At 40.9% G+C, this 25,503-nt stretch carries 28 protein-coding genes; 14 read left to right on the top strand and 14 right to left on the bottom strand.

Annotation, left to right across the window (positions count from 1 at the left end; translation table 11 throughout):
• Nucleotides 1-148 precede the first annotated feature (148 nt).
• Nucleotides 149-1,108 carry a hydrogen peroxide-inducible genes activator gene (locus tag NE848_RS15050; protein ID WP_252115155.1) on the top strand — a complete coding sequence of 320 codons (960 nt, stop codon included), beginning with the start codon at nucleotides 149-151 and terminating at the stop codon, nucleotides 1,106-1,108.
• Between the two features lie 28 nt (nucleotides 1,109-1,136).
• Here NE848_RS15050 and NE848_RS15045 read toward each other — a convergent pair whose 3' ends face one another.
• The 3 genes from NE848_RS15045 to NE848_RS15035 form a co-directional block, all read right to left on the bottom strand.
• Nucleotides 1,137-1,334 carry a hypothetical protein gene (locus tag NE848_RS15045; RefSeq protein ID WP_252115153.1) on the bottom strand — a complete coding sequence of 66 codons (198 nt, stop codon included), beginning with the start codon at nucleotides 1,332-1,334 and terminating at the stop codon, nucleotides 1,137-1,139.
• 134 nt (nucleotides 1,335-1,468) lie between these two features.
• Nucleotides 1,469-2,269: a TIGR00266 family protein gene (locus NE848_RS15040; RefSeq protein ID WP_252115151.1), complete on the bottom strand. Its 801-nt coding sequence runs from the start codon at nucleotides 2,267-2,269 to the stop codon at nucleotides 1,469-1,471.
• Between the two features lie 72 nt (nucleotides 2,270-2,341).
• On the bottom strand, nucleotides 2,342-2,812 hold the full coding sequence (locus tag NE848_RS15035; protein ID WP_252115149.1) for a DUF4442 domain-containing protein: 471 nt from the start codon (nucleotides 2,810-2,812) through the stop codon (nucleotides 2,342-2,344).
• Between the two features lie 306 nt (nucleotides 2,813-3,118).
• Between NE848_RS15035 and NE848_RS15030 the strand changes: the two genes are divergently transcribed.
• From NE848_RS15030 to NE848_RS15005, 6 genes are all read left to right on the top strand, one after another.
• A complete protein-coding gene (locus NE848_RS15030) occupies nucleotides 3,119-3,658 on the top strand; it encodes a DUF4870 domain-containing protein (RefSeq protein WP_252115147.1) in 540 nt (179 codons plus the stop codon).
• A complete protein-coding gene (locus tag NE848_RS15025) occupies nucleotides 3,655-3,999 on the top strand; it encodes a PadR family transcriptional regulator (RefSeq protein WP_131394925.1) in 345 nt (114 codons plus the stop codon). Before NE848_RS15030 ends, NE848_RS15025 begins: the two co-directional genes overlap by 4 nt.
• Nucleotides 3,992-5,752 (top strand): PspC domain-containing protein, encoded by a 1,761-nt coding sequence (locus NE848_RS15020; protein WP_252115145.1) that lies wholly within the window; start codon nucleotides 3,992-3,994, stop codon nucleotides 5,750-5,752. The genes NE848_RS15025 and NE848_RS15020 overlap by 8 nt, the downstream gene beginning before the upstream one ends.
• 2 nt (nucleotides 5,753-5,754) lie before the next feature.
• On the top strand, nucleotides 5,755-5,910 hold the full coding sequence (locus NE848_RS15015) for a hypothetical protein (protein ID WP_252115143.1): 156 nt from the start codon (nucleotides 5,755-5,757) through the stop codon (nucleotides 5,908-5,910).
• Between the two features lie 64 nt (nucleotides 5,911-5,974).
• Nucleotides 5,975-6,817, top strand: coding sequence for a GIN domain-containing protein (locus NE848_RS15010; protein ID WP_252115141.1), 843 nt, complete (start codon nucleotides 5,975-5,977; stop codon nucleotides 6,815-6,817).
• Nucleotides 6,818-6,901: 84 nt separating this feature from the next.
• Nucleotides 6,902-7,201, top strand: coding sequence for a hypothetical protein (locus NE848_RS15005; RefSeq protein WP_252115139.1), 300 nt, complete (start codon nucleotides 6,902-6,904; stop codon nucleotides 7,199-7,201).
• A gap of 175 nt (nucleotides 7,202-7,376) precedes the next feature.
• On the opposite strand, the gene trxB is transcribed toward NE848_RS15005, so the two are convergent.
• Nucleotides 7,377-8,366 carry a thioredoxin-disulfide reductase gene (trxB, locus tag NE848_RS15000; protein ID WP_252115136.1) on the bottom strand — a complete coding sequence of 330 codons (990 nt, stop codon included), beginning with the start codon at nucleotides 8,364-8,366 and terminating at the stop codon, nucleotides 7,377-7,379.
• Nucleotides 8,367-8,522: 156 nt separating this feature from the next.
• Here trxB and NE848_RS14995 point away from each other — a divergent pair, with 156 nt between their 5' ends.
• From NE848_RS14995 to NE848_RS14965, 7 genes are all read left to right on the top strand, one after another.
• Nucleotides 8,523-9,155: a trimeric intracellular cation channel family protein gene (locus tag NE848_RS14995; RefSeq protein WP_252115134.1), complete on the top strand. Its 633-nt coding sequence runs from the start codon at nucleotides 8,523-8,525 to the stop codon at nucleotides 9,153-9,155.
• Between the two features lie 71 nt (nucleotides 9,156-9,226).
• Nucleotides 9,227-9,943: a LytR/AlgR family response regulator transcription factor gene (locus NE848_RS14990; protein ID WP_252115131.1), complete on the top strand. Its 717-nt coding sequence runs from the start codon at nucleotides 9,227-9,229 to the stop codon at nucleotides 9,941-9,943.
• 137 nt (nucleotides 9,944-10,080) lie between these two features.
• Nucleotides 10,081-10,848, top strand: coding sequence for a hypothetical protein (locus tag NE848_RS14985; RefSeq protein WP_252115129.1), 768 nt, complete (start codon nucleotides 10,081-10,083; stop codon nucleotides 10,846-10,848).
• Nucleotides 10,849-10,857: 9 nt separating this feature from the next.
• Entirely contained in the window at nucleotides 10,858-11,292 is a 435-nt protein-coding gene (locus NE848_RS14980) for a YybH family protein (protein WP_252115128.1), read from the top strand.
• A 101-nt stretch (nucleotides 11,293-11,393) separates the two neighbouring features.
• Nucleotides 11,394-12,182: a hypothetical protein gene (locus tag NE848_RS14975; RefSeq protein WP_252115126.1), complete on the top strand. Its 789-nt coding sequence runs from the start codon at nucleotides 11,394-11,396 to the stop codon at nucleotides 12,180-12,182.
• A 4-nt stretch (nucleotides 12,183-12,186) separates the two neighbouring features.
• Nucleotides 12,187-12,705: a nuclear transport factor 2 family protein gene (locus NE848_RS14970; RefSeq protein WP_252115124.1), complete on the top strand. Its 519-nt coding sequence runs from the start codon at nucleotides 12,187-12,189 to the stop codon at nucleotides 12,703-12,705.
• Nucleotides 12,706-12,712: 7 nt separating this feature from the next.
• A complete protein-coding gene (locus NE848_RS14965) occupies nucleotides 12,713-13,405 on the top strand; it encodes a cupin domain-containing protein (protein WP_252115122.1) in 693 nt (230 codons plus the stop codon).
• Between the two features lie 70 nt (nucleotides 13,406-13,475).
• Here NE848_RS14965 and NE848_RS14960 read toward each other — a convergent pair whose 3' ends face one another.
• From NE848_RS14960 to NE848_RS14915, 10 genes are all read right to left on the bottom strand, one after another.
• Complete coding sequence (locus tag NE848_RS14960; protein ID WP_252115120.1) at nucleotides 13,476-13,889, bottom strand: DUF6691 family protein; 414 nt, start codon at nucleotides 13,887-13,889, stop codon at nucleotides 13,476-13,478.
• Between the two features lie 3 nt (nucleotides 13,890-13,892).
• Complete coding sequence (locus NE848_RS14955; RefSeq protein WP_252115118.1) at nucleotides 13,893-14,450, bottom strand: YeeE/YedE family protein; 558 nt, start codon at nucleotides 14,448-14,450, stop codon at nucleotides 13,893-13,895.
• An 82-nt stretch (nucleotides 14,451-14,532) separates the two neighbouring features.
• Nucleotides 14,533-15,435 carry an NAD(P)-dependent oxidoreductase gene (locus NE848_RS14950; RefSeq protein ID WP_252115116.1) on the bottom strand — a complete coding sequence of 301 codons (903 nt, stop codon included), beginning with the start codon at nucleotides 15,433-15,435 and terminating at the stop codon, nucleotides 14,533-14,535.
• A gap of 520 nt (nucleotides 15,436-15,955) precedes the next feature.
• A complete protein-coding gene (locus NE848_RS14945; RefSeq protein WP_252115114.1) occupies nucleotides 15,956-17,497 on the bottom strand; it encodes an acyl-CoA carboxylase subunit beta in 1,542 nt (513 codons plus the stop codon).
• Nucleotides 17,498-17,536: 39 nt separating this feature from the next.
• Complete coding sequence (accC, locus tag NE848_RS14940; RefSeq protein WP_252115112.1) at nucleotides 17,537-18,979, bottom strand: acetyl-CoA carboxylase biotin carboxylase subunit; 1,443 nt, start codon at nucleotides 18,977-18,979, stop codon at nucleotides 17,537-17,539.
• A gap of 41 nt (nucleotides 18,980-19,020) precedes the next feature.
• On the bottom strand, nucleotides 19,021-19,506 hold the full coding sequence (locus NE848_RS14935) for an acyl-CoA carboxylase biotin carboxyl carrier protein subunit (protein WP_252115110.1): 486 nt from the start codon (nucleotides 19,504-19,506) through the stop codon (nucleotides 19,021-19,023).
• Between the two features lie 1,884 nt (nucleotides 19,507-21,390).
• Nucleotides 21,391-22,728, bottom strand: a complete 1,338-nt coding sequence (locus tag NE848_RS14930; protein WP_252115107.1) for an MBL fold metallo-hydrolase — start codon at nucleotides 22,726-22,728, stop codon at nucleotides 21,391-21,393.
• 2 nt (nucleotides 22,729-22,730) lie between these two features.
• Nucleotides 22,731-23,636 (bottom strand): sterol desaturase family protein, encoded by a 906-nt coding sequence (locus tag NE848_RS14925; RefSeq protein ID WP_252115105.1) that lies wholly within the window; start codon nucleotides 23,634-23,636, stop codon nucleotides 22,731-22,733.
• Between the two features lie 126 nt (nucleotides 23,637-23,762).
• Complete coding sequence (locus tag NE848_RS14920; protein WP_252115102.1) at nucleotides 23,763-24,176, bottom strand: hypothetical protein; 414 nt, start codon at nucleotides 24,174-24,176, stop codon at nucleotides 23,763-23,765.
• A 161-nt stretch (nucleotides 24,177-24,337) separates the two neighbouring features.
• The gene (locus tag NE848_RS14915) at nucleotides 24,338-25,027 is read right to left on the bottom strand and encodes a nitroreductase family protein (protein ID WP_252115090.1); all 690 of its coding nucleotides are present in this window, start codon (nucleotides 25,025-25,027) and stop codon (nucleotides 24,338-24,340) included.
• Nucleotides 25,028-25,503: the final 476 nt, after the last annotated feature.

The raw sequence follows: 25,503 nt of genomic DNA, 5'->3' as shown, positions 1-25,503 counted from the left end.
TCTCATATCTTTTGGAGACCCTGACACCAGTTCATGGTGAAGGTTGATACTTTTTAGGCGATCTCTTTTTTCATATAGACAAAACAAAGCTAACAGGTAATTTAAATAAGAAAAACCTATACCTTTGTAGTAAGATAAATTCGTTTATATGACCATTACCCAATTGCATTATGTGCTTGCCGTTGCCGAGCATCAGAACTTTACAAAGGCTGCCCAGAAGGTTTTTGTAACCCAGCCTACTTTGAGCATGCAGATCCAGAAACTGGAAGAAGAACTTGAAGTGACCATTTTTGATCGGACCAAAAAGCCCATTCAGCTTACCGAAGTAGGTCAGAAAATAGTTCAACAGGCCAGGAACATTGTAAATGAAAGTGACAGGATACAGGATATTGTAGATCAGCAGAAAGGATTTATAGGCGGGATCTTCAGGCTTGGAGTGATTCCCACGGTAATGCCTACTTTATTACCTATGTTCATAGGTAATTTCATGAAAAAGTATCCGAAAGTAAAACTGAAGATCGAAGAGCTTCACACAGAAGCCATACTTGAAAAACTGAAGGAAGGTCATCTGGATGCTGCCATCGCCGCCACTCCACTTGAGACGGAAGGAATCAAAGAAAATGTACTCTACTACGAGCCATTTGTGGCATATATTCCAAGCAAACCCGATCTTTTAGAACAGGATAAACTGGATGTTGATGATCTTGACATCAACAATATGCTTTTACTGGAAGATGGTCATTGCTTTAAAGACGGGGTGATAAATCTTTGTAAGGCTTCAAGGAATTATGAGGATGATCAGTTGCAGTTGGAAAGCGGAAGTTTTGAAACTCTCATAAAACTGGCAAATGAAGGCCTTGGAATGACCCTTCTACCCTACTTGCACACCCTGGATCTGAAAGAATCAGAAAAAAAGAACCTGAAAATGTTCAAAGATCCTGTCCCCGCACGGGAGGTTAGCCTTATCTATAATCGAAGTGAGTTAAAAATGCAGATCATAGATGCGCTTCGCAGTACGATCGCCGGTGTGGTAAAGGGCGCCATTACTTTCCAGAACGTGAAAATCATAAGCCCTCTCAACAAGAAGAAGGAATACCAGATAAATTAGAAAAGCGGCCTTTTGGGCCGCTTTCTTGTTAGGTATTTAAATAAATTAAACATTGATTTAATTCCGGATTCTGCCTGGTTAAAGAGATGATCCAAAGTCTTAATTCCTCTATTTCATGAGGAAGTAACCGCTGAATTGCCTTTTTAACCTCCTTGCAGAACAAGTTTGCATCAAAACTTACTTTATCCAGTACAGTTTTGGTGTATTCAAACATCGCTCTCGCCATAATTTGAAATTGGTTTTAAGTTAAAGTTAGGTTGAAAAATACGTAGAAGTATACTATAGGCAGCTAAATTTTTGGTTATATAAATATAGTGAAATGAATTTTGTATTAACACTTTTCTTAAAATTTTAACAATTTTAAAATCGGTTGTCACCACTCAAAACATCTCCAATTCCACCTAATATACTACCTTCTCCTTTATCCTTTCCTCCCTGTTGTGGAGCCGCCTGATGAACTCTGCTGGCCAGCCTACTGAATGGTAAGGACTGAATATATACAGTTCCAGGGCCAGTTAGAGTAGCAAAGAACAATCCTTCTCCGCCAAAAAGCGTATTTCGTATTCCTCCTACGAATTCAATATTATAATCTACAGTTTGAGTAAAACCAATAATACACCCTGTATCTACCTTTAACTTCTCTCCGGGTTGTAGTTCCTTTTTAGCCATAGTACCGCCGGCATGTACGAAAGCCATTCCATCTCCTTCTACTTTCTGCATAATAAAGCCTTCACCTCCAAAGAAGCCCCGACCTAATTTCCTACTAAACTCTATCCCGATGGATACTCCCTTCGCCGCACATAGAAAGGCATCTTTCTGGCAGATGAATTTTCCATTGAATCTGGTAAGATCTATAGGAATGATTTTTCCGGGATATGGTGAGGCAAAGCTTATTTTTTTCTTACCCTGGATTTCATTTGAAAAGATGGTCATGAAAAGACTCTCACCCGTGAGCAAACGTTTTCCGGCCCCAAGAACCTTTCCGAGAAAACCCTCATTCTGTTTGGAGCCATCTCCAAAAATGGTGTCCATTTTAATCCCATCATCCATCATCATGAAGTTACCCGCTTCAGCGATCACGGCTTCCTGCGGATCAAGTTCCAGCTCTACATACTGCATCTCCTCCCCGAAGATCTGATAGTCTATTTCGTGTGCGTTCATTTTTTTAGCTTTAAGCTTAAAGCGATAAGCTTTAAGCAGGTTATACTTTATATTAACTGTCTCCTAAAAGCTTTAAGCTGATTGCATAGAACTTTTAGCTTTCACGGTCCACTCAAATTCAAAAACAGAGACTTCTTCACCTTGCTCGTTTACACCAACAGCTTTCATCCAGAAGGTTTGGCCTTCTCCGGTCTCTATAGTCTTCTTTATATAAGTAGCAGCTTTCTCTCCATCGTAACAGTTAAAAATGATTTTTCCCCTGGCTTTTTTTAAAAACTCTGATTTATTCCGGGCTACCAGCATAGATATTTTTTCATCAGCCGCCTGGATCTTGTCCATTACCAGTGCACCAGTACTTAATTCGGCTGCCATCCCCTGTACGGCCCAGTACATAGATCGAAATGGATTCTGATTTATCCAACGATGCCTTACGCTCACCTCACATTGAGAATTATCAATATGCTTCACCCTAACACCACATAGCCAGGCACTTGGAAGTTTCATTATTAAAAAAGAATTGAGTTTTGAGGGCGAGAGCTTCATTTATAAGGGTTTTAGATGTTTTTTCTATAAAAATAGGAAATAAACACGACTCCATTATTCTTAAATTTTTGTTAAATTTAGGTACTTTGTTTTGCATAATACCTTCTTTTAGACATATATTTGTATAAGAATCTAATAGGTTATGTATTATCAATCAAAATTCATCATCATGTACAAATCATCTAACACTCAGGAAATTGCATTAAATGCAAAGAAGATTAAGATCTATCTGGTAGTAGCTTCTATTTACATCTACTTTTTAACCACGATATTCTTATAAGACCAGGAACATTTAAAGAATTTAAAATGACAACAGAAACCATCAATCAAAACACCACGCTGGCTACCGTACTTCATCTATCGGTATTCACACAGTTCTTTATCCCATTGGGAAATTTCATCTTTCCAACACTGTTATGGCTAAGCCGCAAACAGGATCCTTTTGTAGATCATCATGGAAGAACCGCGCTGAATTTTCAGATAAGCATCTTTCTCTACTCGGTCTTTCTGCTTGCGGCAGGAGCTGTAACCTTTATTTACTTCGGTATAAAGTTCAGCATTAAAGAACCTTTGTTCCTGTATGAAGATTCATTCATGATAGAAAGTTTTTCAGATGCCCTGCCCTTTTTCATCATCATAGGGGTATTCGGGATTCTTTTACTGGGCCTCTTTATACTTGAACTCTTTACCGTTATACATGCCAGCATCAAGGCAAGTGAAGGTAAACTATATAATTACCCGCTAACCATCAATTTTATCGGTACCGATGTGCCCGATGATAATAACCATCAATCAGATCAATCAAAAAATGAACAGTTTAATGACACCCAAAAACAAACAACATGAAGATCGAAAATACAAAAGCGCAGATGCGTAAGGGTGTACTGGAGTACTGCATACTCTCCGTTCTAAAGGACGAAGATGCCTATGTTGCAGAAATCCTGGACACACTAAAAGACGCCAAACTGCTGGTTGTTGAAGGGACCATTTATCCCCTTCTTACGAGGCTGAAAAATGCCGGACTTCTCAACTACCGGTGGGAAGAATCCACCAGCGGGCCGCCAAGAAAATATTACGGCCTAACCGAAACCGGTAAAATTTTCCTCAGGGAACTCACAGGGACCTGGGAAGAACTGCAATCGGCAGTTAACATCGTAACCACTCAAAAAAAGAAGAATCATGAATAAGACAGTAAATATAAATCTTGCCGGCATTTTCTTTCATATAGATGAGGATGCTTATGCCAAGCTACAGCGTTACCTGGAAGCTATAAGGCATTCCTTCTCCAATACGCAGGGACGTGATGAGATCATCTCAGACATCGAGGCTCGTATTGCTGAATTATTTAATGAAAAGATCAAAAATGAACGTCAGGTAATAAGCATAAAAGAAGTAGAAGAGGTCATCGCCATTATGGGGCAACCCGAAGATTATATGGTTGATGAAGAGATCTTTGAAGACGAGCCTAAAAGAAGTGAATCTACCAAGACCGTTGGCAAAAAACTCTTCAGGGACCCTGAAACCGGGTACATTGGAGGAGTTTCTTCAGGACTTGGGCATTATCTTGGAATTGAAGCCATTTGGGTAAGACTACTATGGATCTTACTAACTATTTTCTCCAGCGGAGCTTTTGTACTGATATATATCGCCTTCTGGATCTTTGTACCTGAAGCTAAAACCACAGCAGATAAGCTGGCAATGCGCGGAGAGGAGGTTACCATCAGCAATATCGAGAAAAAGATACGCGAGGGTTTTCACGAGGTTTCAGATAGTATAAAAAATGTAGACTACGAGAGATATGGCAAACAGGCCAGCGCCGGTGCCAGCTCTGCAGCTACAACCCTTGGTAATATTATCAAGTTCTGTCTGAAACTATTCGTAAAATTTGTAGGTATATTGTTATTACTAATTGCGGGATCAACCCTTATAGCACTGTTTGTTGGGCTGTTCGCAGTTGGAACCTTTGGAATCATTGAGGCTCCATGGACAGACTATGTAGAAATGGTCAATACAGGTGCTCCGTTATGGGTTCTCTCCCTGTTGTGCTTCTTTGCGGTTGGAATACCATTCTTCTTCCTGTTCGTACTGGGATTGAAGATCTTAGTGAAGAACCTGAGGTCTATAGGTAGAATAGCTTTACTCACTTTATTAGGTGTATGGCTGATCTCGATCATAGGCTTAAGTGTAATAGGTGTTTCACAAGCCACAAACAGGGCATTTGACGGAGATGTTGCGAATACTGAAAAACTGACGATCATGCCTACTGATACTGTCTTTCTTCGTATGCGCAATAATCCTGAGTATACCGGAAGAACATGGCGTAGTTCCGACTTCAGGATAGCTTATGATAATGGAAACAAAGTACTTGTTGGGAATGATATCCGATTAATTGTGAAATCAACTAAAGATTCGCTTGCCAAGATCGAAGTGGTGAAATCGGCTGAAGGGAAGGATTTTCAGGATGCAAGAGAAAGGGCTGAGAATATCAACTATTCCACCAGCCTCATAGGAAATGAGCTTTTACTGGATAGTTATTTCACCACCGATTCAAATTACGGATATCGTGACCAGGAAGTACAGGTGACTCTTTTCCTGCCCGAAGGGACAACCCTTTATGCAGATGAAAACACTTCCTCCTTTCACAGGAACGCCGATTATTTTGGTGACATCTTGATTAGTGGAGAGGAAGGCCATTTTCTAAAAGTAATAGAAAATGAAACTTCCTGTGAAGACTGCCCTGTTGATACCTGGGAAGATTCAGACGATGACACCTGGGATGAAAGTAATGAGGACTGGGACAGTTCAGATGATTTCAATGCAAGAATAAAAGTAAATGATGAAGAATTGAATATCAGGGTAAATGACAAAGGTGTGAAGGTTAACGATCAGAAGGTTGATCGGGTAAGAATAGACAGCAATGGAATCGAAATAAACAATTAATCATGGGCACTCTCATCAATCTCTTAATAAGTTTCATCATGGGTCTTTTATTTGGCCATCAAATGGAAGAATCCAAAACCGCTCACAATGAATTACAGAAAGATAAAATAGAGATCTTTCAAAAACTCAAGACTCAGCAACAGCTGCTGGAATGCTAACCGACTGAAAAAAAGCCTCCTTTGGGAGGCTTTTTCTATATTTGATATATTTCAAAACATATTTATGATAAAAAAACTACCTTTTTTTCTGCTTATTATCCTTGCCTCTTGCCAGGCTCAGGAAAAAGTAAAAGGCAGCAGAAATGTAAAAACCGAACAATATAACCTGACTCCATTTCATTCCATTCAGGTAGCCGGAGAGTTTGAGGTTGGTATCCTGAAAGGCAGCCGACCCATGATGGAAATCAAGGCCGATGATAACCTACACGACCTTATTCAGAGCGAGGTGGTTGATGGCGTTCTTTACATCAAACCCATAAAAGAGTTCAGCAGAACCAAGTCTCAGGAGATCAGGATCACTTTTCTTGATACCCTCCGAAATATCAAAATTTCTGATAAGGTAGAATTAGAGTCCCTGCAAGACCTATATTTTGGGGACTTTCAGCTGGAGACCAAAAACAGCTCAAGGGCATACCTTACACTTACTACAAGCAATTTCACCCTCATAAATGGAGATGATGCTAAAGCCGAGCTTAATGTCACTGGAAAGGAAGTTTATTACCAGTTAAACCAGTCTTCTAAAGTCGAAGCCCTTGTTAATGCTCCCCTTTTTAAAGTGGATATTTATGAAAAGGCTGATGCCAGAATAGATGGGGATATTAAGGAGTTTGAACTAAGAGCAGACCAGTCGGCAGAATTCGATGGGGAAAATCTCACCTGTGTCAATGCTGTGGTACTCGCACAGGGGGATTCAGAAAATAAGGTGAACATTACCGAAAAACTTCAAATAAGGGCATCCGGAAACAGTGAGACCGAAATTTTCAATAATCCACAGATAGACCTGATCGAGTTTACAGGCGAAGCCGTGATCGCGAAAAAGGATTTTGCTAAAGGCCTTTTCAAATAAGTTTGAAAATCCTAAAGTTTTCAAAATTCGGAACACTTAAATCCCAGATTGAGTAGTTTTACAGGGAACTTTAAATCAAATATTATGAAATATTTATTTAAAACGGGCCTATGTATTCTGGCTCTAAACCTTGTATTTGTTTCGTGTAGAGATACCGAAAAAGAAGAGGAAAAAACCGAAGTCCAAAAACTTATGGAAGATCCCGATAATAAAGTGGAAGTAAAGGACGGCGGGGACAAGATCAAGATTGAAACCGCCGAGGGTGATGAGATCAAGATCAAGAAAGATGATGGTGAATACAAAAAGAAAGTAGATAGAGCCGATGGTAGCGAATCTAAACTTAAAATTGAGGATGGAGAAGTTAAAAAGAAAACAGACAACTGATCTTCCGCAAATATCTTAAAACAAAAGGCTGGCTAAAAAGTTAGGTTTAAAGGTCATTACTAACAAAGCGAAGTAATCTCATCTTTGGTAAATCGGGAAGAGATTGCTTCGTTCCTCGCAATGACGATAATTATAACTTTTTAGCCAGCCTCTTTAATTCTTATTTCAAATAAGATTAAGCGTTGAGCTTTTCTTCAGCATTTGCTTCTTCCATATGGCTATCCTTTTCTGCAAGATAACGCTCCGCATCAAGAGCAGCCATACAGCCGGTTCCTGCTGCAGTCACCGCCTGGCGGTACTCCTTATCCTGAACATCTCCTGAGGCAAACACCCCTGGGATATTTGTCTTCGTAGATTTTCCTTTGGTGATAAGATAGCCGGTATCATCCATATCAAGCTGACCTTTAAAAATATCAGTATTAGGTTTATGACCTATAGCAACAAAGAATCCTGTGATCTTGATCTCTTCCTTCTCCCCCGTCTGGTTGTTAACCATTCTAAGACCTTCCACAACCTGGTCACCAAGTATCTCTTCAGCTTCGGTATTATATCTCACTTCAAGGTTCTTGGTATTGTTTACCCTGTGCTGCATGGCTTTTGAAGCTCTCATATAATCCTTTCTAACCAGCATGGTAACCTTATTACAAATATTGGCAAGATAGGTAGCTTCTTCTGCCGCGGTATCCCCTCCTCCTACGATGGCCACATCCTGACCTTTATAGAAGAAACCATCACAAACCGCACAGGCTGAAACTCCGCCTCCTCTTAGCCTCTGCTCACTTGGCAAACCAAGATATTTTGCGGTAGCCCCGGTAGAGATAATTATAGTCTCGGCTTCCACCCATGTTGCATTATCTACACAGGCTCTGTGAATACCTCCTACTTCCTTGGAGAGTTCCACTTCAGTGACCATCCCTATTCTAACCTGAGTTCCAAATCGCTCAGCCTGTTGCTGCAGGTCCATCATCATTTTAGGACCATCGATCCCTTCAGGATATCCTGGAAAATTATCAACTTCGGTTGTTGTGGTAAGTTGTCCTCCGGGCTCCATCCCGGTATATAAAACAGGTTTAAGATCTGCCCGCGAAGCGTAGATAGCTGCTGTATAGCCTGCCGGCCCCGAACCAATGATCAAACACTTTATTCTTTCTGTAGTATCACTCATTTTTGTAATTTTTGGCTTCTGTAAAAGTAGGGAGTTTAGGTGAAAACTTACACCTAATGTTATTAAGATAGCTTATTTGTTGATAAACCCTAAAAATAAGGCAGAAAACTGCCCTGCTAGCTTCAAATTTAAAAGATAAATTTACCTTTGCCAAGCATGGAATTGAGTTTGTTTAACATACTGGATATTCTGGGAACCATTGCCTTTGCTATATCGGGAGCTCTTTCAGCGATGAATAGACGTCTGGATCCTTTCGGGATTTTTATTATCGCTTTTGTAACTGCCATTGGCGGTGGCACTATTCGTGACGTACTTATAGGAAGCACTCCGGTAACCTGGATGGAAAATATAATTTATGTCTATCTTATAGGACTGGTCACCATTCTGGCCATTGTTTTCAGAAACAAACTGTTCTATCTAAAAAAATCACTTTTCCTCTTCGATACCATCGGGCTGGGTGTTTTTACGATCACAGGTGTTGAGACAGGAATTCAGAATGATCTTAACCCTATCATTTCCATTGCTCTGGGAGCAATGACGGGAACCTTTGGTGGGGTGATAAGAGATATTCTATGTAATGAGATCCCTGTGATCTTTAGAAAGGAAATATACGCAACGGCATGCTTAATGGGTGCTTTTGTCTATATAATACTCTTTGATCTTGGAGTAGATCCAGATATAATCTATCTTACTACTTCTCTTATCGTAATAGGTATACGACTTATCGTAGTGAAATACCATATCTCACTACCATCTTTCTATCTTTCTTCTGGCAGAAAATCAAACTAAAGCATTTAATTCAGCAATGTAGAACACTGAATATCAATAGTTTCAGTATCTTTATAGAAAGCTACTATCAAATGAAAAGGCATGCCGAAATAGTGATCGTGGAAAATGATATTCCCATGGCTGCGAAATTATCATTAACGCTTAGTGAACTTGGCTACAGGATCACTGGAATATTTTCCAGGGCTAAGGACGCGCTTAACTTTATTGAACAGGAAACTCCCGATCTTATCCTTCTGGACGATCAGCTGAAGGGACAGCTCAACGGTATGGAGACCCCGGGAAGTGATAAAAACAAAAATGAGACCTCAGTAATCTATTTCAATAAGGAGCAAAGTTCTATGAGCATTCCTGAGCTACTGCCTGTTGAGAAGAATATCAGAAAAGGTATTCTGAAAAAGGAAATAAAAGAGTCTTTTAAGAGACTCAGGAAAAAATACAGGTTGAAAAAACACCCAAAAAGTGCTGCATGCTTTTTAAGTGACCGAATCTTTGTACGGTATAAGGATAAAATGGTGAAGATTTCACTCGCCGATATTAAATTTATCGAAGCTGACAGGAACTATTGCAGGGTTTTCACTAAAGATCGCCAATATCTACTGGTCACGACTTTAAAAGAGGTCACAAACAAACTTCCGGACAAGGGATTCTTAAGAATTCATCGGTCCTACATTGTAAATCTCTGGCATATAGACGAAATAGGAGGAAATCATGTGGTGATCTCTGGCCGTTCTCTTCCTCTTAGCAAGACTATGCGAAATGAATTGTTCAGGCATCTCCAGGTGATCTGATAAACCCCCTTTCATTATTCCGGTAAAAAATATGGTTACTTGGGGAAGTATTTCTCTATTCCTGTCCTTTTTGCATTGGCCTGACTAAAATAACTTCCTAAATTTTCATCTTATTTATTAATCAATAAACGGAAATAATGAAATCAACCAAACAAAATTTAACGGCAATTATCATGATGCTGTTCATGTTTATTTCGATAAACGCACAAAATGACAGGTATCAGCTTTACGTGGTTCATGAAGATCATGTCAAAGATGGAATGAAAGACAAACATCAGCAGGCTGATAAGGCCATCCTAAATGCGGCCAAAGAGCATAAGATGAAAGGTATGAGTTGGATAACCTTTCAGGCAGATGACAACAGAGTGATGTACCTCTCGCCTATTGAAAGTATGGCTGAACTGGATAAAAATCCATTCGAAGATTTAGAAAAGAAAATGGGTAAGGATCAATTTCAAAAACTTTTTGAACCCTTTGCAGATACCTATACCGAGCATGGAGATTATATTTTAAGATTGGACAAAGAGCTTTCGTATATGCCAGATGGCATTACTCAAACTCCCGAAGGCCAGAATTACAGGGAACTTACATATTACCATATCCCACCTGGAGCTGGTGAAAAGGCTGAACAACTTGCACAGGCCGTAAAACAGCTTTATACCAAGAAAAAATCAAAAGTTCATTACAGGGTCTATAAGAGCGGCTTCGGAAATATGGGTAATTATTATATGGTGGCTGTTGCGGCTGAAAGTCCTGAAGCCCTTGAAAAATTACGTAATGAAAATATGGAGTTACTGGGTGAGGAAGGAAAGAAGATATTTGATCAGATCGAAAATGCTACCTCTAAACAGGAAAAGGTCACCGGATATCTCAAACCTGAACTATCCTATGTAGCCAATAATTAATTACAAATCATGAAAAAGCTAATCCTGTTCACTTTTGGGTTGGTTTTGATAATGGCTGGTGCCAATGCCCAATCATTTTCAAAAGACCTTCAACAGTTAAGGCAGAACTATATTCAAGCCTTGAAGAACTCCGATACCGAAAAGATTCTGCAGGTATACTCTAAGGATGCCGCTATACATCATATTGACGGCACCATGCTCAATGGAAGTAAGGAAATAGGTGATTTTTACAATGAATTCTTTAAAAACTCGAAGGCCACAATAGCCTTTGAAAATATTTCTGAAGACAAACTCGCCAAAGACCTGGTTTTCTATCACGATAAGGTCTTTCTTGATATTGAAGGAGAAGATGTTACAAGAAATATCGAAGTTGTAAACATCGCAAAAAAAGCAGACGGAAAATGGAGGGTCATTAAAAGTTACCGATGGCCAATGCCTGAATAAAAAGAAATTGTTTTTTGAAATTTTCAGAAAACGAATGTGCCCCGGGGAATTTAACTACAAACGGGATCAATAATTATTAATCACACCTTAAAACTATTATTATGAAAATTATTCAAAAAATGATGGCAGCATTATTCTGCCTGTTAATGACAGCTGGTATATGGGCCCAGGATGCTAAAAATCAAGCCTTCTGGATTCATGAAGATAGAGTTAAGCCTTCTATGATGGCTGAATATGAAAAAGTATCAAAAGGCTTTGTGGATGCTTGTAAGAAACATGCCTTAAAAGATGTACAATGGGCTACAGCTTCTATGGACGATGGTACCTACCTCTATATTTCACCTATACAGAATATGGCCGATCTTGACAAAAACTCCTTTGCACCATTGAGAGAAGCTATGGGAGATGACGAATTCTCTAAAATTTTCCAGAATTTCGATAAATGTTATGATTCTCATGGAGATTATATAGCCATATTAAATAGTGAACTATCCTATATGCCAGACGGGCTTACCACCGAAACTCCCGGACGGGATTACAGGGTATGGCATCGTCTTGATGTAACTCCTTCGAATATTCAGAATCTCAGGGGAAAAATGAAAGAATTAAAGACCCTGTTTGCAAATAAAGGATCAAAAATGCATTACCGTATCTATCATACCGGATTTGGTAATGTGGGAAATTATTATGTTGCCGTAATATCAGCTAAAGATGCCCAGGATTATGATAGAATGTCTGAAGAGAATGACAAATTACTCGGAGAGGAAGGGCAGAAATTATTTCAGGAAATGTTCAAATATGTGGACAATTATTCCGTGAAACGAGGTGGTATGAGACCAGATCTTGCATATAAAGGCGCACCAAGCGGCACTAAGATCACAAAAAATTAGAATCATGAAAAAGTTAATCCTAATAGGCCTTTTTATAGGCCTTATGACCTCGTCATGTAATGACGCCAACAAAAAAGAAGAAGTAAGATATACTCAGGATTCTGAAGAGATCAATACCCTGAAGGCGGCGATAAGCGATTATGAAAAAGGAGACTGGCAATCCATGAAATCTCATTACGCCGATACGGCTCAGATTTTTCATAATAGCACAAAAGGTCAAAATATTGATGCAACTATAAAATTGCACAAAGAATCCCTTTCAGGCCTTTCAAATTATGGCTTTAATGATGACGATGATGAGTTTGAAATGGTACTGACCGATGATGATCATACCTGGGTAAATTACTGGGGGGAATGGAAAGGAACTATCTCAGCCAGTAACCAGGAGGTGATTATTCCCGTTCATTTAACAGCCCGTTTTGAGGATGGTAAGATTGTAAGAGAGTATGGTTACTGGGATAATTCTGTAATGATGGCGGCCATGCAGGAAGCAGACACCACCAAAACAGACACCATCAAATAATCAGGCCATGAGAGCTCTTAAAGTATTAACCGGTTTTAGCCTTTTCATTCTTTTATTGATGCCGCTTACAACCTTAAAAGCTCAGGATGCCTCTAAAGCAGATCCTGAACACTATAAAGTGGAAGTAGATAATGATAAGGTTAGAATTCTGCGTATTAGTTACGGCCCGGGCGAAGAATCTGTGATGCACAGTCACCCGGAAGGAGTAGCAGTGTTTCTCACAGACCACAAGGCCAAAATGAAAACCGGTGACGGTGAGTCGTTCGAAATGGATGGTAATAAAGGTGATGTTATGTGGTTGGAAAAATCTAAACATCAACCCAGTAATATTGGTGATAAGCCTTTTGAGCTTATTCAAATTGAATTAAAGGATAATCGAAATGTTCCCGGGTATAAGAGTCTTCATTTATTTGAACTTCCGGAAGGTGTGACCGAAAAGCAAATAAGCGACCACCTGAAGGAAATGAATCAGGCTCTTAGTGAAGAAGGTTATCATAATACTGGTTATCATTTATATAAGCTTCCTGGCCAGAACACTGAGAATTATCAGTATTTTCTTGAGGGAGTATGGCCAGACGCTGCCACTTACAATAAGGCTCATAACTCTGAAAAATGGAAAAAGACGGCAGAGAAAGGAAGGGAGATGATAGAAAAAATAAGGGCAAAAGAGCTTTATTTAAAAGCTACGAAGGTTGAATAAAACACCTCTTCTTTAAGATTAAACGCTTAAAAAGGATCTACCTTTTTAAGCGTTTTTTATATAATATATATTAATGAGGTAATTTATCCTTTAATAATCCATAGACAAAAGTTCCAAGAATCGCAGCGAGAAATACTACTATCACCGAAATATATCCGGCACCAATAAGAGTGTATATGGGTCCGGGGCAGGCTCCTGCCAGTGCCCAGCCCAGTCCGAATACTATACCTCCAAATATATTCGCCTTGTACTCTTTTGGCTTTGGAGTTATATGGATATCTTTTCCATCAAAGTCTTTAAGGTTTTTCTTCTTTATAAGCTGAACTCCAAGTACACCTAAAACAAGTGCAGAACCCATGATCCCATACATATGAAAAGAATCGAACTGGAACATCTCGTAGATCCTGAACCATGAAGCCGCTTCAGATTTGAACATTACGATTCCAAAAAATATACCTGTCATTAAATATCCTACTATTCTCATGTCTTAAAATATTAATGGAAATAATAAATGAATCATTATTAGGCCTCCTATGAAGAACCCGATAACTGCAATTAGCGAAGGCAGCTGGAGATTACTCAGGCCAAAAATTGCATGACCGGAAGTACAGCCTCCTGCCCAGCGGGCACCAAAACCAATTAGAAAACCACCTATTATCAAAACACTAAGTGCCTTCCAGTCGGTTAAAGCTTCGAGACTATAAATTTCATCAGGTAAATAAGCCTTACCGGAACTCTCAAAACCTAATTCATTAAGTGTGGAAACCGTCTCAGGGTTAATATTTACAGCCGGATCTGCAGTTAAAAAATTGATCGCTATAAATCCGCCAATGGCAGCTCCTAAGATTACGATAAGATTCCATTTATGTTCCCTCCAGTTAAAATTAAAATAAGAGGCCTTCCTGTCGGCACCGCACATTGTGCAGAGTGTTTTAAGATTGGAAGACATTCCAAATTTCTTTCCCATGAATATGAGAAGGAACATAATCAAAGCTATAAGAGGCCCTGAAATATACCATGGCCAGGTTTGTAATATCATTTCCATAATGCACTTTTTTGGGGTGGCAAAAATAGTTTTTCCCTACCGGAATATCAGTAACAGAAGTTACATAAACGAAAAGTATTGATCAGGTATTCGCTTTATTATATTCCCTGATATTCTTAATTACCTTTTCTGAAAGTCTTTCCAGGGTTTGCTCAGACCAGCCTGCACTGGATTCAGAAACTATAACACCCGGCATCCTTCTGGTTTCTGATGTGAGTTCCTTCTTACCGTCAGCATCAAAGATCGCAAAATTGCCGCGATTCTTTATCCATTTTTTAAAAGCATGTTCCTCAAAAGGTAGCCCAAGGGAAGTATTGATAAGGATCTTTCCGTTTCCATATTCCATAAATTCATTTTCTCCCATCAGAGGAGTATTTTTAGGAAGATGAAATGATATCACCTCGCATGTATTTAACAGCTCTTTTAAAGTAAGGTATTCAACTCCCTTTTTCTCCCATTCGGCTTTCCTGGACCGACTATAATAAGCCAGGTCTGCACCAAACGGAAGTAAACACTTTGCAAGGAGCTGGCCGGTTACCCCCATCCCAATAATACCAATTTTAAGTCCGGTTAACTCCTGAGGAAGTTCTTTCCATTGTTCTCCTTTATAGCCATTGAGTAGTTGAATTAGTTCTGAAATTATAAACTCTGCCACTCCGGGGTCACCATAATCCCTGATCCCTTTTACCGATATCCCCTTCTCTCTTGCGAATTTCACGGCTACATTAGCCGACTCATCATCATACAGGCTGCAGGCCATCCCGATATATTTTAACCCAGAACAGGCTGCGATTACATCTTTATCTATTTCAGTGTGCCAGGATACCAATACAGCTTCAGCATTCCCGATGCGCTTTATAATCTCTTCCTTTTGACTGGGATAATCTGTATATACTTCCACCTTCTCAGCAAAATTTTCCAGTTCTGATAAGGCTTCCTGATTAAGCTTGGTATTATCTACACAGACTATTTTATTGAATCTCATACAATATAATTAAAGATCTCACTACTACGCTCGAGATTACCTAAGGAGCGCCTCTGCGAGGATTAAAACAACTGAAGCAGGCTCAGGTTGATTTCTCCAACCAATGGGAGATTGCTTCGTTTCACTCGCAATGACCTGGACATCGTCACTGCGAGAGAGCCAGGCGACCGAAGCAGTCTCAAGGTTATTCCCCGAACCTGGAAGAGATTGCTTCGTTTCACTCGCAATGACCTGTGAAGCGTCACTGCGATGGAGTGAAACGACTGAAGCAGTCTCAAAATGATTCCCCGAACCAGGAAGAGATTGCTTCGTTTCACTCGCAATGACCTGGACAACGTCACTGCAAGTGAGAATAGCGACTGACGCAGTCTCAGGTTGTTTCCTCAAACCAGTAAAAGATTGCTTCGCTCTGCTCGCAATGACCTGTGAAGCGTCACTGCGATGGAGTGAAACGACTGAAGCAGTCTCAAAATGATTCCTCGAACCGGGAAGAGAGTGCTTCGCTCTGCTCGCAATGACCTTACAACGGAATATTCCCGTGTTTTCTGTTCGGTCTTAAAACATGCTTATTCTCAAGAGCGCTAAATGCTTTGATCAGTTTACGACGTGTATCTTTAGGCATGATCACCTCATCGATGAATCCGCGTTGAGCTGCTTCAAAAGGAGTTGCAAATTTCTCTGCATATTCCGCTTCCTTCTCTGCCAGCTTTTTCTCAGGATCATCTGCTTCAGCAATCTCTTTTCTAAAGATTATTTCAGAAGCTCCCTTGGCTCCCATTACCGCAATCTCGGCTGTGGGCCATGCAAAGTTAAAATCTGCTCCAATATGTTTGGAATTCATCACATCATAAGCCCCGCCATAGGCTTTTCTTGTAATCACGGTTACCTTCGGTACAGTTGCTTCGCTCAGGGCATATAGCAATTTCGCTCCGTGAAGAATGATCCCGTTCCACTCCTGATCGGTTCCCGGCAGGAAACCAGGCACATCCACAAGAACCAACAGGGGAATATTAAAACAGTCACAGAAACGTGTGAATCTTGCCGCTTTCTTTGAAGAATCAACATCGAGTACCCCGGCAAGGCTCATAGGCTGATTGGCAATTATTCCAATGCTCCTCCCTCCTATCCTTGCGAAACCAACAATAATATTATCGGCATAATTCTTATGTATCTCGAAAAAAGAATCCTCATCTATAATTCCTTTTATCACCTCATGCATATCATAAGGTTTATTGGAACTATCGGGAACTATGCCTTCCAGGATTTCCCGATGCTCATCACCCGGCTCAAAAGGAAGTTTCTCTGGTGCCGCCTGGTTGTTCTGCGGCATATAACTTATTAATTGTTTGATGTTTTCCAGGCAAACAATGTCATTGGCACAGGTAAGATGGGTAACACCAGATTTGGTGGAATGCGTAGTAGCTCCTCCTAACTCTTCAGAGGTAACCGACTCATTGGTCACGGTCTTCACCACATTGGGTCCGGTAACGAACATATAAGAAGTATCCTCAACCATAAGGGTAAAATCGGTCATGGCAGGTGAATAAACCGCTCCACCGGCGCAAGGCCCCATAATTGCGGATATTTGAGGTATAACCCCGGAAGACTTGACGTTTCGGTGGAAAATATCGGCATAACCTCCAAGGGACTTCACCCCCTCCTGTATTCTTGCACCACCCGAATCATTCAAGCCTATCATCGGAGCCCCGGTCTTAACGGCCAGGTCCATAACCTTACAGATCTTTTCGGCGTGGGTTTCAGAGAGGGATCCACCAAAAACGGTAAAATCCTGGGCGAATACATAGACTAGCCGTCCGTTGATGGTTCCATAGCCCGTAACAACACCATCTCCGTAATATTTTTGTTTATCCATACCAAAATCGGTGGTACGGTGGGTAACTAAAATGCCAATTTCTTCAAACGAATTCTCATCCAGCAGGTATTCTATTCGCTCACGGGCGGTAAGCTTTTTCTTATCGTGTTGTTTTGCAATCCTCTTTTCGCCTCCCCCTTTATGAGCCTCAGCGATCTTTTCTTTTAATTTATCAAGGTTGTTACTCATTACTTCGATTCTGAATTTTAAAAATCTATTTCCCGTTTTCTAATTATGAGGCAATCTCAATTGCTCCCGATCCTTAAAGTATTGCTTCAAAGCCATGATAGCTGCCAATCGGGCTTCCTTCTCTGTTTCTTCCTTAAGAGCTTCAGGGGAATAATATTTCTTAACAAAATGTGTATCAAATTTTCCGCTTCGGAAAGCTTCGTGCTGAAAGACGAATTTTCCAAAAGGAAGGGTTGTACTCACTCCCTCTACAATATAATCATCAATGGCCTTTATAATCAACTGAATGGCTTCCTCGCGGGTTCTTCCATAGGTAATCAGCTTGGCAAGCATGGGATCATAATAGATTGGCACATCCATCCCTTCCTCGAAGCCATTGTCCAGCCTTATTCCCTCGCCGGTAGGAAGACTATATTTTTCAAGTTTCCCGGTGCTTGGCATAAAATCTTCAAGAGGATCTTCGGCATAAACCCTTAATTCCATTGCATGACCCTTTATTTTAAGGTCTTCCTGTGAGAATGCAAGTTTCTCTCCTCTAGCTACCAGAATCTGCTGTTCTACCAGATCAACTCCCGTGATATATTCAGTTACCGGATGTTCTACCTGTAACCTGGTGTTCATCTCCAGAAAATAAAAATTGCGGTTCTCATCAAAAAGGAATTCAACCGTTCCTGCTCCTACATAATCACAGGCTTTAGCCACTTTAACCGCGGCTTCTCCCATTTCTTTTCTTAGTTTTTCATCAAGAACCACCGAAGGTGCTTCCTCTACCACTTTCTGGTGCCTACGCTGAATGCTGCATTCTCTTTCAAAAAGATGAACAAAATTACCATGAGTATCTGCCAGGACCTGAATTTCGATATGTCTTGGCGACGCCACATATTTCTCAATGAAAACCGAACCATCTCCAAATGCCGATTCGGCCTCACTAATGGCACGTTTCATCTGGTCTTCAAGATCCTCCTCTTTTTCAACAATTCGCATCCCTTTACCTCCACCACCGGCAGAAGCTTTTATAAGGATGGGAAAACCAATATCGTTCGCAATTTTCTTCGCTTTTTCGGTATCGGTGATGGCTTCATCGATTCCCGGGACCATGGGAATATCATATTTTTTGACAGCATCTTTAGCCGCCAGTTTACTTCCCATGATCTCAATGGCTTTTGAACCAGGGCCTATCCAGGTAATCCCATTCTTTTCCACCTTTTCAGCAAAAGAAGCGTTCTCGCTTAAAAATCCGTAACCGGGATGTATCCCGTCAACATTAAGTTCCTTTGCTACTTCTATTATTTTATCTGCTTTAAGGTAAGATTCGCTGGAAGGTGCTTCTCCTATGCAAACCGCCTCGTCAGCAAACTTTACATGAGGGGCATTCCTGTCGGCCTTAGAAAAGACGGCCACGGTATCGATTCCCATTTTTTTGATGGTCTTCATCACCCTTAGCGCGATCTCTCCCCTGTTGGCTACTAATATTTTCTTCATTTTAGTTTGATTCTAATTCCTATAAAGATTTTCCCTTTCAGTTATTCCATTTCTATCAATAACTGATTTTTCTCTACAGTATCTGTCTTGTTAACGCTTACTGATTTTACCACGCCATCTCTCGGAGCTGTTAGGGTATTCTCCATTTTCATTGCTTCGAGTACCAACAGGTAATCTCCCTCTTTCACCTCGTCACCTTCTTTAACGTTCACTTCAAGTATAAGGCCTGGCATCGGTGCCTTTATATCATTTATCTGATGCAGGCTTCCCAGTGAAAGCCCCATATCATCGATAAGCATATCAAGGTCATTATTGATCCTAACCGAATAAATGTTGGAGTTTATTTTGATCTCGTATTTCCGGTTAAGGAAATCGGGTTTGAAGATCTCGGCGCTGAATGAGCGATTATCTTTCAGAAGATGATATTGAGAATTTGAAGTTTGCTGTGTGTCAAGAGCATCTATCTCTTCCTGTGTGAATTCAAAATTGTAGGTGTCGTTAACCTTTACCCTGTATTTTTTATCCATAAATGCTTATATGTTCTGATTTTTCGCGTGGAAGGGTAAATATAGAAAATTTAAGCTGTTTCAAATGTTGTAAAAATCTCAAATTATGGGCTATTGCTGTAAGATTGCTTCGATTCGCTCGCAATGACTCATGGAACGTCACTGCGAGGGATTGAAATGACCGAAGCAGTCTCAAGATGATTCCTCGAACCAAAAAGAGATTGCTTCGCTTCGCTCGCAATGACATGGACAACGTCACTGCGAGGGAGTGAAACGACTGAAGCAGTCTCAAGGTGATTCCTCGAACCAAGTAGAGATTGCTTCGCTGCGCTCGCAATGACATGGGAAACGTCACTGCGAAGGAGCAGAGCGACTGAAGCAGTCTCAAGATGATCCCAACTCCAAAGAGATTGCTTCACTGCGTTCGCAATGACTTGTGGAACGTCACTGCGAGGGATTGAAATGACCAAAGCAGTCTCAGGTTGATTCCTCGAACCAAGAAGAGATTGCTTCGCTCTGCTCGCAATGACATGGACAACATCACTGCGATGGAGTGAAACGACTGAAGAAGTCTCAAGGTGATCTCAACTCCAAAGAGATTGCTTCACTGCGTTCGCAATGACTTGTGGAACGTCACTGCGAGGGAGTGAAACGACTGAAGCAGTCTCATGATAATTCACTCCCCAACAGGAGATTGCTTCGTTTCACTCGCAATGACATGGGAAACGTCACTGCGATGGAGTGAAACGACTGAAGCAGTCTCAAGATGATCTCAACTCCAAAGAGATTGCTTCACTGCGTTCGCAATGACTTGTGGAACGTCACTGCGAGGGAGTGAAACGACCGAAGCAGTCTCAAGGTGATTCCTCGAACCAAGAAGAGATTGCTTCGCTGTGCTCGCAATGACATGGGAAACGTCACTGCGAAGGAGTGAAACGACTGAAGCAGTCTCATGATGATCCCAACTCCAAAGAGATTGCTTCACTGCGTTCGCAATGACTTGTGGAACGTCACTGCGAAGGAGCAAAGCGACTGAAGTAGTCTCCAGGTGATTCCTCGAACCAAGAAGAGATTGCTTCGTTTCACTCGCAATGACATGGGAAACGTCACTGCGATGGAGTGAAACGACTGAAGCAGTCTCAAGATGATCTCAACTCCAAAGAGATTGCTTCACTGCGTTCGCAATGACTTGTGGAACGTCACTGCGAGGGAGTGAAACGACCGAAGCAGTCTCAAGGTGATTCCTCGAACCAAGAAGAGATTGCTTCGCTTCGCTCGCAATGACTTGTGGAACGTCACTGCGAGGGAGTGAAACGACTGAAGCAGTCTCAGGTTGATTCCTCGAACCAAGAAGAGATTGCTTCGTTTTGCTTGCAATGACTTGTGGAACGTCACTGCGAAGGAGTGAAACGACTGAAGCAGTCTCAAGGTGATTCCTCGAACCAAGAAGAGATTGCTTCGCTCTGCTCGCAATGACATGGGGAAAGTCATTCGCTCTGCTCGCAATGACCTGGACAACGTCACTGCGAGGGAGTGAAACGACTGAAGCAGTCTCAAGTTAATTCCTCGAACCAAGAAGAGATTGCTTCGCTTTGCTTGCAATGAACTGGGAAACGTCACTGCGAAGGAGTGAAACGACTGAAGCAGGCTCAAGTTAATTCCTCGAACCAAGAAGAGATTGCTTCGCTGCGCTCGCAATGACTTGTGGAACGTCACTGCGAGGGAGTGAAACGACTGAAGCAGTCTCATGATAATTCACTCCCCAACAGGAGATTGCTTCACTGCGTTCGCAATGACCTAAGGAAGTCATTCGCTTTGCTCGCAATGACAGTGGGAAACGCTCCCAATGACACATAAAAAAACCCGGAACTAACATTCCGGGTTTAATTATACCAGGAAATTTGATTACTTAAATTCCTTTATCGCCTCACTAAGATCATACACCCTGGTGCTTTCAAAGCGATTATCCAGGATGCTGCTTCCCGCAGAAGATCTGTAACCTCCGGCGCAGTGAACAACAACAGGTTTATGAGACGGAATCTCGGTAGTATTATCTCTCAACTCATTTAATGGAACGGTAATCGCGTCTTCAAAGATCTTACCTTCGGCAACCTCGCTTTTGTTTCTAATATCAACAATGGTATAATTATCCTTATTTTTCTTGAAGTCTTCAAGATCCAGCTGGTCTGATTTTTCAGAAAGCTTTTGGCTTAAAGTGATCACTGCTTTTACCTGCTTCTCATAACCTATCTTTGCAGTTCTTTCCAGCATCTCTTCAATACTATCTACAGAATCTATCACAAGGTAGAACTCCTCTTCAGGTTTAATAATAGCTCCAAGCCAGGTTTCATACTTGTCATCTTCAGACCTTGCCATGATATTGATACTGTTTGGAAGGTGACCGGCTTTAAAGTTATCTCCATCACGAGTATCAACCACCAGGGCTCCTTCTTCAACCTCATCAACATTTAAACGAAGCTTATTGGCCCATTTGGTTCTCTGAACATTTTCAGGTCCTGTTTTATTGATATCCACATTGAATCCGAAGTAAGATGGAATGAAAGGCTGGTCCTTAAGGATCTCTTCCACGAACTCATCTTCGGTCTGCTCTTTAAAAGCCCAGTTCCCCTGGCGCTCGTTTCCTAATGTACTGGAAGAAGCATCGCTCATGTTCTTTCCGCAAAGTGATCCTGCTCCATGAGCCGGATATACCAGGGCATCGTCCGGAAGATCGTTGAACTTCGTCTTAATGGTATTATACATCTGTTTTGCAAGATCTACCCTCTTGGCCTTCATATTCCCGGCATTTTCTCTAAGATCTGGCCTTCCTACATTTCCAATAAAAAGGGTATCCCCAGTGAATAAAGCGGTTTCATCTCCTTCTTTAGCGACAATAGTGATACTGTCTGGTGAGTGTCCCGGCGTATTTATTGCACTGAACTCTATATTTCCAATATTCAGTTTGTCTCCATCATCAAAGCTTTTATGAGGGTAATCGGCCCCCACTAACTTACTTACATATATTGTAGCTCCTGCCTCTTCATGTATCTGCATATGGCTGCTCACAAAGTCGGCATGAGGATGGGTTTCAAAAACCGCAACTATTTTAGCGCCCTGTTCTTCAGCGTACCTGTAATATTCCATAGGATTTCGCGAAGGGTCTACCAGTGCCATTTCACCATCACTTACAATGGCATAAGAATAATGCGCCAGCGGGCTATCTTTAAACTGTTTTATGGTCATTTTTATTCGAATTTAATTTGGTTTGGTTCTACTTTATTTTTTGCCTGAAACGGGAAAAGGGTCTGATTCGCAAAATCCTGCGGAAAATCTTCATCTCCTTTAAACCCAATTTCTATGGTTTTTCCATTCTTTGGTATGTAAGCTGTGCCAAAAATATAATCCCATATACTTAGGCTCAGTCCGAAATTCATTCCGTAAGGTCTTTCTTCCGGTAATTCCTTAGAATGGTGCCAGATATGCATTTTTGGATTATTCAGCACATATTTTAGAGGCCCGTAATCCCAACCAACATTGGCGTGATTAAGGTGGCCTATAAAGACACTGCCCATATGGACCAAAAAGAACTCCTGGATCCCAAAACCTATCATGGCTAAAGGAATATATTGTACCGACTTGTAAATTATCGTTTCCATGAAATGAAACCTGAACTGGGCGGCAAAGCCCATTTCCTTCACACTGTGGTGAATCTTATGAAACTCCCACAACCATGGCTGACGATGTAACTGCCTGTGCACGTTCCACTGAATAAAATCGGCAATAGCGAACATAATCAGCAATTGAGTCCAGGCAGGCAGGCTGTCAATTTCAACCGCTACAATATTTTCAACTCCAAAAAGACTCAGAAAGTCATTGAACAACTCAACTCCAACATTGCTCAACGCGTTATAGCCAATAAGGGAGAAGAGGAAAAAATTAAAAAGGATGTAGAAGGTATCCAGCCAGAAGCCTTTTCTAAAAAGCTTTTGGTTTTTTCTCCACGGGATGAGGATCTCAAGAATCCAGACCAGCAGGGAAAGACCAATTAGCCAGTAAAAATAGCTTGTCCAGGTTGGATGCGTGATCTCATTCACCAGGTAATTAAAATACCCGGTAAACGAATCCTGAATTATGTTAATGTATTTCTCCACCCCTGTTTAAATTTCCAGACACAAAAATATAAATATAGGTGAGTTAGGGCAGTAACTTTTGTTACAGTTTCCATGGCACAATTGGATACGGGTTTTATTCCGGAAAAAGTAGAAGAAAATTCTCATTTATGCCCTTTCAATAAGCCTAAGATAATGATTACGGCCAAAGGTCATAAAGTAAACGAGATAACCGAAAAAGAACATTAGAATGCTGGCAAGAAAGAGGCTGTTTATTTGAAAATGAAAATAGATCGCCATATAAATTACCAGGGTGAAGACGGCAGAGGGAAATAAATATTTAGAAAATATGAAGCCTGTCACTTCCACCTTCCTGATCTCTCCTTCTTTAAATTCAAGTTCCAGCGGCTGACTGCCACACCAGTCGACCCTGGCTTCAATAAGGTATTTACCTTCAGGTATTTCAAAAGACAATACCTCATCATGCCTGATCTCAGTAAATTTCTGGCCATTCAGATAAAGATGGTACGTCTTCATCTTATTAGCCCATTCAGAATTTCTCTTTATAAGAAGTTTAGGCATTTTCCAGGTTATAATAGTCTGTGTAACATTTGTTACAGATAAATTTAATCAAGAAAATTACATTGCGCCCATCAAAAAGGAAATGACCTTTTTGCCCCAAATACAGGTGTTTTTTCATAATAGATCCAGACGCCAATTCTGCCCTACCAGAATTGGCGTCTTTATTTATAAAATTCACTTATTTCTTCCAGTTTCTTTCTATGAATATCGGGAACAAAAGCATCTCCAGCTGCATATCCCACGGGCAATAGCAAATAGGCTCTTTCATTCGAGGGACGCTCCAGTAGTTCTGCCAGAAAATTCATGGGACTCGGGGTATGGGTCAAAGTCACAAGGCCTGAATTATGAATTGCAGATATCAGCATTCCGCAGGCGATACCAACAGATTCATTCACATAATAATTATTATGTTTCTCATCATTTTGGTCAAGCTCATACACCTCTTTAAAAACAACAATAAGCCATGGAGCGATTTCTAAGAACTCCTTGTTTTCATCGGTCCCCAAAGGAGCAAGATCTTTAAGCCAGCGCTCACTCATTCTGCCTCTATAATTCTCCTTTTCCTCCTGCTCTGCCGCTTTTCTGATCTTTTTCTTCAAATCTGAATTAGATACGGCACAAAATTTCCAGGGTTGTTTATGAGCTCCGGAAGGAGCAGTCCCGGCAGTCTTTATAATATTCTCTATGACTTCCTGTGGTACCGGTTTATCAGAAAAATGTCTTACAGATCTTCTTTTGTCAAGCCAGTCGTAGAATTCCTTTGACCTGTCTAACATTTCACCGGAAGAAAAATCCTCCTGCTGGTAAGGTACATGCCTGAATCCGTAAATTAGTTTTTCCCTGGAAGACATAAATTAACAAGTGTTTATTCAAATTTATTAAAAGGAATTGAAGATTTAAGAATTCCCGGTAAGGAATGTGAGGTTGCTTCGCTTGGTTCATAAGGAAGAGATTGCTTCACTTCGTTCGCAATGACAGATGCAACGAGGGATTGCTTCGTTTCACTCACAATGACCATGGGATCGCTTCACTGCGTTCGCGATGACTTGTGAAAGGTCACTGCGAGGGAGAAAAGCGACTGACGCAGTCTCAGGTTGATTCCTCGAAACAAGAAGAGATTGCTTCACTTCGTTCGTAATGACAGGTGCAACGAGGGATTGCTTCGTTTCACTCGTAATGACCATGAGATCGCTTCACTGGGTTCGCGATGACTTGTGAAAGGTCACTGCGAGGGAGAAAAGCGACTGACGCAGTCTCAGGTTGATTCCTCGAAACAAGAAGAGATTGCTTCACTTCGTTCGTAATGACAGGTGCAACGAGGGATTGC

Origin of the sequence: Gramella jeungdoensis, assembly GCF_023805255.1 — a bacterium.
Lineage (GTDB): Bacteria > Bacteroidota > Bacteroidia > Flavobacteriales > Flavobacteriaceae > Christiangramia > Christiangramia jeungdoensis.
This window is presented reverse-complemented; position numbering and strand designations above follow the sequence as displayed.

What these genes read in the sequence shown, in the direction of transcription:
- NE848_RS15050 (WP_252115155.1), top strand. Translation starts at nt 149, where the DNA reads ATGACCATTACCCAATTGCATTATGTGCTTGCCGTTGCCGAGCATCAG.
- NE848_RS15045 (WP_252115153.1), bottom strand. Translation starts at nt 1,334, where the DNA reads ATGGCGAGAGCGATGTTTGAATACACCAAAACTGTACTGGATAAAGTA.
- NE848_RS15040 (WP_252115151.1), bottom strand. Translation starts at nt 2,269, where the DNA reads ATGAACGCACACGAAATAGACTATCAGATCTTCGGGGAGGAGATGCAG.
- NE848_RS15035 (WP_252115149.1), bottom strand. Translation starts at nt 2,812, where the DNA reads ATGAAGCTCTCGCCCTCAAAACTCAATTCTTTTTTAATAATGAAACTT.
- NE848_RS15030 (WP_252115147.1), top strand. Translation starts at nt 3,119, where the DNA reads ATGACAACAGAAACCATCAATCAAAACACCACGCTGGCTACCGTACTT.
- NE848_RS15025 (WP_131394925.1), top strand. Translation starts at nt 3,655, where the DNA reads ATGAAGATCGAAAATACAAAAGCGCAGATGCGTAAGGGTGTACTGGAG.
- NE848_RS15020 (WP_252115145.1), top strand. Translation starts at nt 3,992, where the DNA reads ATGAATAAGACAGTAAATATAAATCTTGCCGGCATTTTCTTTCATATA.
- NE848_RS15015 (WP_252115143.1), top strand. Translation starts at nt 5,755, where the DNA reads ATGGGCACTCTCATCAATCTCTTAATAAGTTTCATCATGGGTCTTTTA.
- NE848_RS15010 (WP_252115141.1), top strand. Translation starts at nt 5,975, where the DNA reads ATGATAAAAAAACTACCTTTTTTTCTGCTTATTATCCTTGCCTCTTGC.
- NE848_RS15005 (WP_252115139.1), top strand. Translation starts at nt 6,902, where the DNA reads ATGAAATATTTATTTAAAACGGGCCTATGTATTCTGGCTCTAAACCTT.
- trxB (WP_252115136.1), bottom strand. Translation starts at nt 8,366, where the DNA reads ATGAGTGATACTACAGAAAGAATAAAGTGTTTGATCATTGGTTCGGGG.
- NE848_RS14995 (WP_252115134.1), top strand. Translation starts at nt 8,523, where the DNA reads ATGGAATTGAGTTTGTTTAACATACTGGATATTCTGGGAACCATTGCC.
- NE848_RS14990 (WP_252115131.1), top strand. Translation starts at nt 9,227, where the DNA reads ATGAAAAGGCATGCCGAAATAGTGATCGTGGAAAATGATATTCCCATG.
- NE848_RS14985 (WP_252115129.1), top strand. Translation starts at nt 10,081, where the DNA reads ATGAAATCAACCAAACAAAATTTAACGGCAATTATCATGATGCTGTTC.
- NE848_RS14980 (WP_252115128.1), top strand. Translation starts at nt 10,858, where the DNA reads ATGAAAAAGCTAATCCTGTTCACTTTTGGGTTGGTTTTGATAATGGCT.
- NE848_RS14975 (WP_252115126.1), top strand. Translation starts at nt 11,394, where the DNA reads ATGAAAATTATTCAAAAAATGATGGCAGCATTATTCTGCCTGTTAATG.
- NE848_RS14970 (WP_252115124.1), top strand. Translation starts at nt 12,187, where the DNA reads ATGAAAAAGTTAATCCTAATAGGCCTTTTTATAGGCCTTATGACCTCG.
- NE848_RS14965 (WP_252115122.1), top strand. Translation starts at nt 12,713, where the DNA reads ATGAGAGCTCTTAAAGTATTAACCGGTTTTAGCCTTTTCATTCTTTTA.
- NE848_RS14960 (WP_252115120.1), bottom strand. Translation starts at nt 13,889, where the DNA reads ATGAGAATAGTAGGATATTTAATGACAGGTATATTTTTTGGAATCGTA.
- NE848_RS14955 (WP_252115118.1), bottom strand. Translation starts at nt 14,450, where the DNA reads ATGGAAATGATATTACAAACCTGGCCATGGTATATTTCAGGGCCTCTT.
- NE848_RS14950 (WP_252115116.1), bottom strand. Translation starts at nt 15,435, where the DNA reads ATGAGATTCAATAAAATAGTCTGTGTAGATAATACCAAGCTTAATCAG.
- NE848_RS14945 (WP_252115114.1), bottom strand. Translation starts at nt 17,497, where the DNA reads ATGAGTAACAACCTTGATAAATTAAAAGAAAAGATCGCTGAGGCTCAT.
- accC (WP_252115112.1), bottom strand. Translation starts at nt 18,979, where the DNA reads ATGAAGAAAATATTAGTAGCCAACAGGGGAGAGATCGCGCTAAGGGTG.
- NE848_RS14935 (WP_252115110.1), bottom strand. Translation starts at nt 19,506, where the DNA reads ATGGATAAAAAATACAGGGTAAAGGTTAACGACACCTACAATTTTGAA.
- NE848_RS14930 (WP_252115107.1), bottom strand. Translation starts at nt 22,728, where the DNA reads ATGACCATAAAACAGTTTAAAGATAGCCCGCTGGCGCATTATTCTTAT.
- NE848_RS14920 (WP_252115102.1), bottom strand. Translation starts at nt 24,176, where the DNA reads ATGCCTAAACTTCTTATAAAGAGAAATTCTGAATGGGCTAATAAGATG.
- NE848_RS14915 (WP_252115090.1), bottom strand. Translation starts at nt 25,027, where the DNA reads ATGTCTTCCAGGGAAAAACTAATTTACGGATTCAGGCATGTACCTTAC.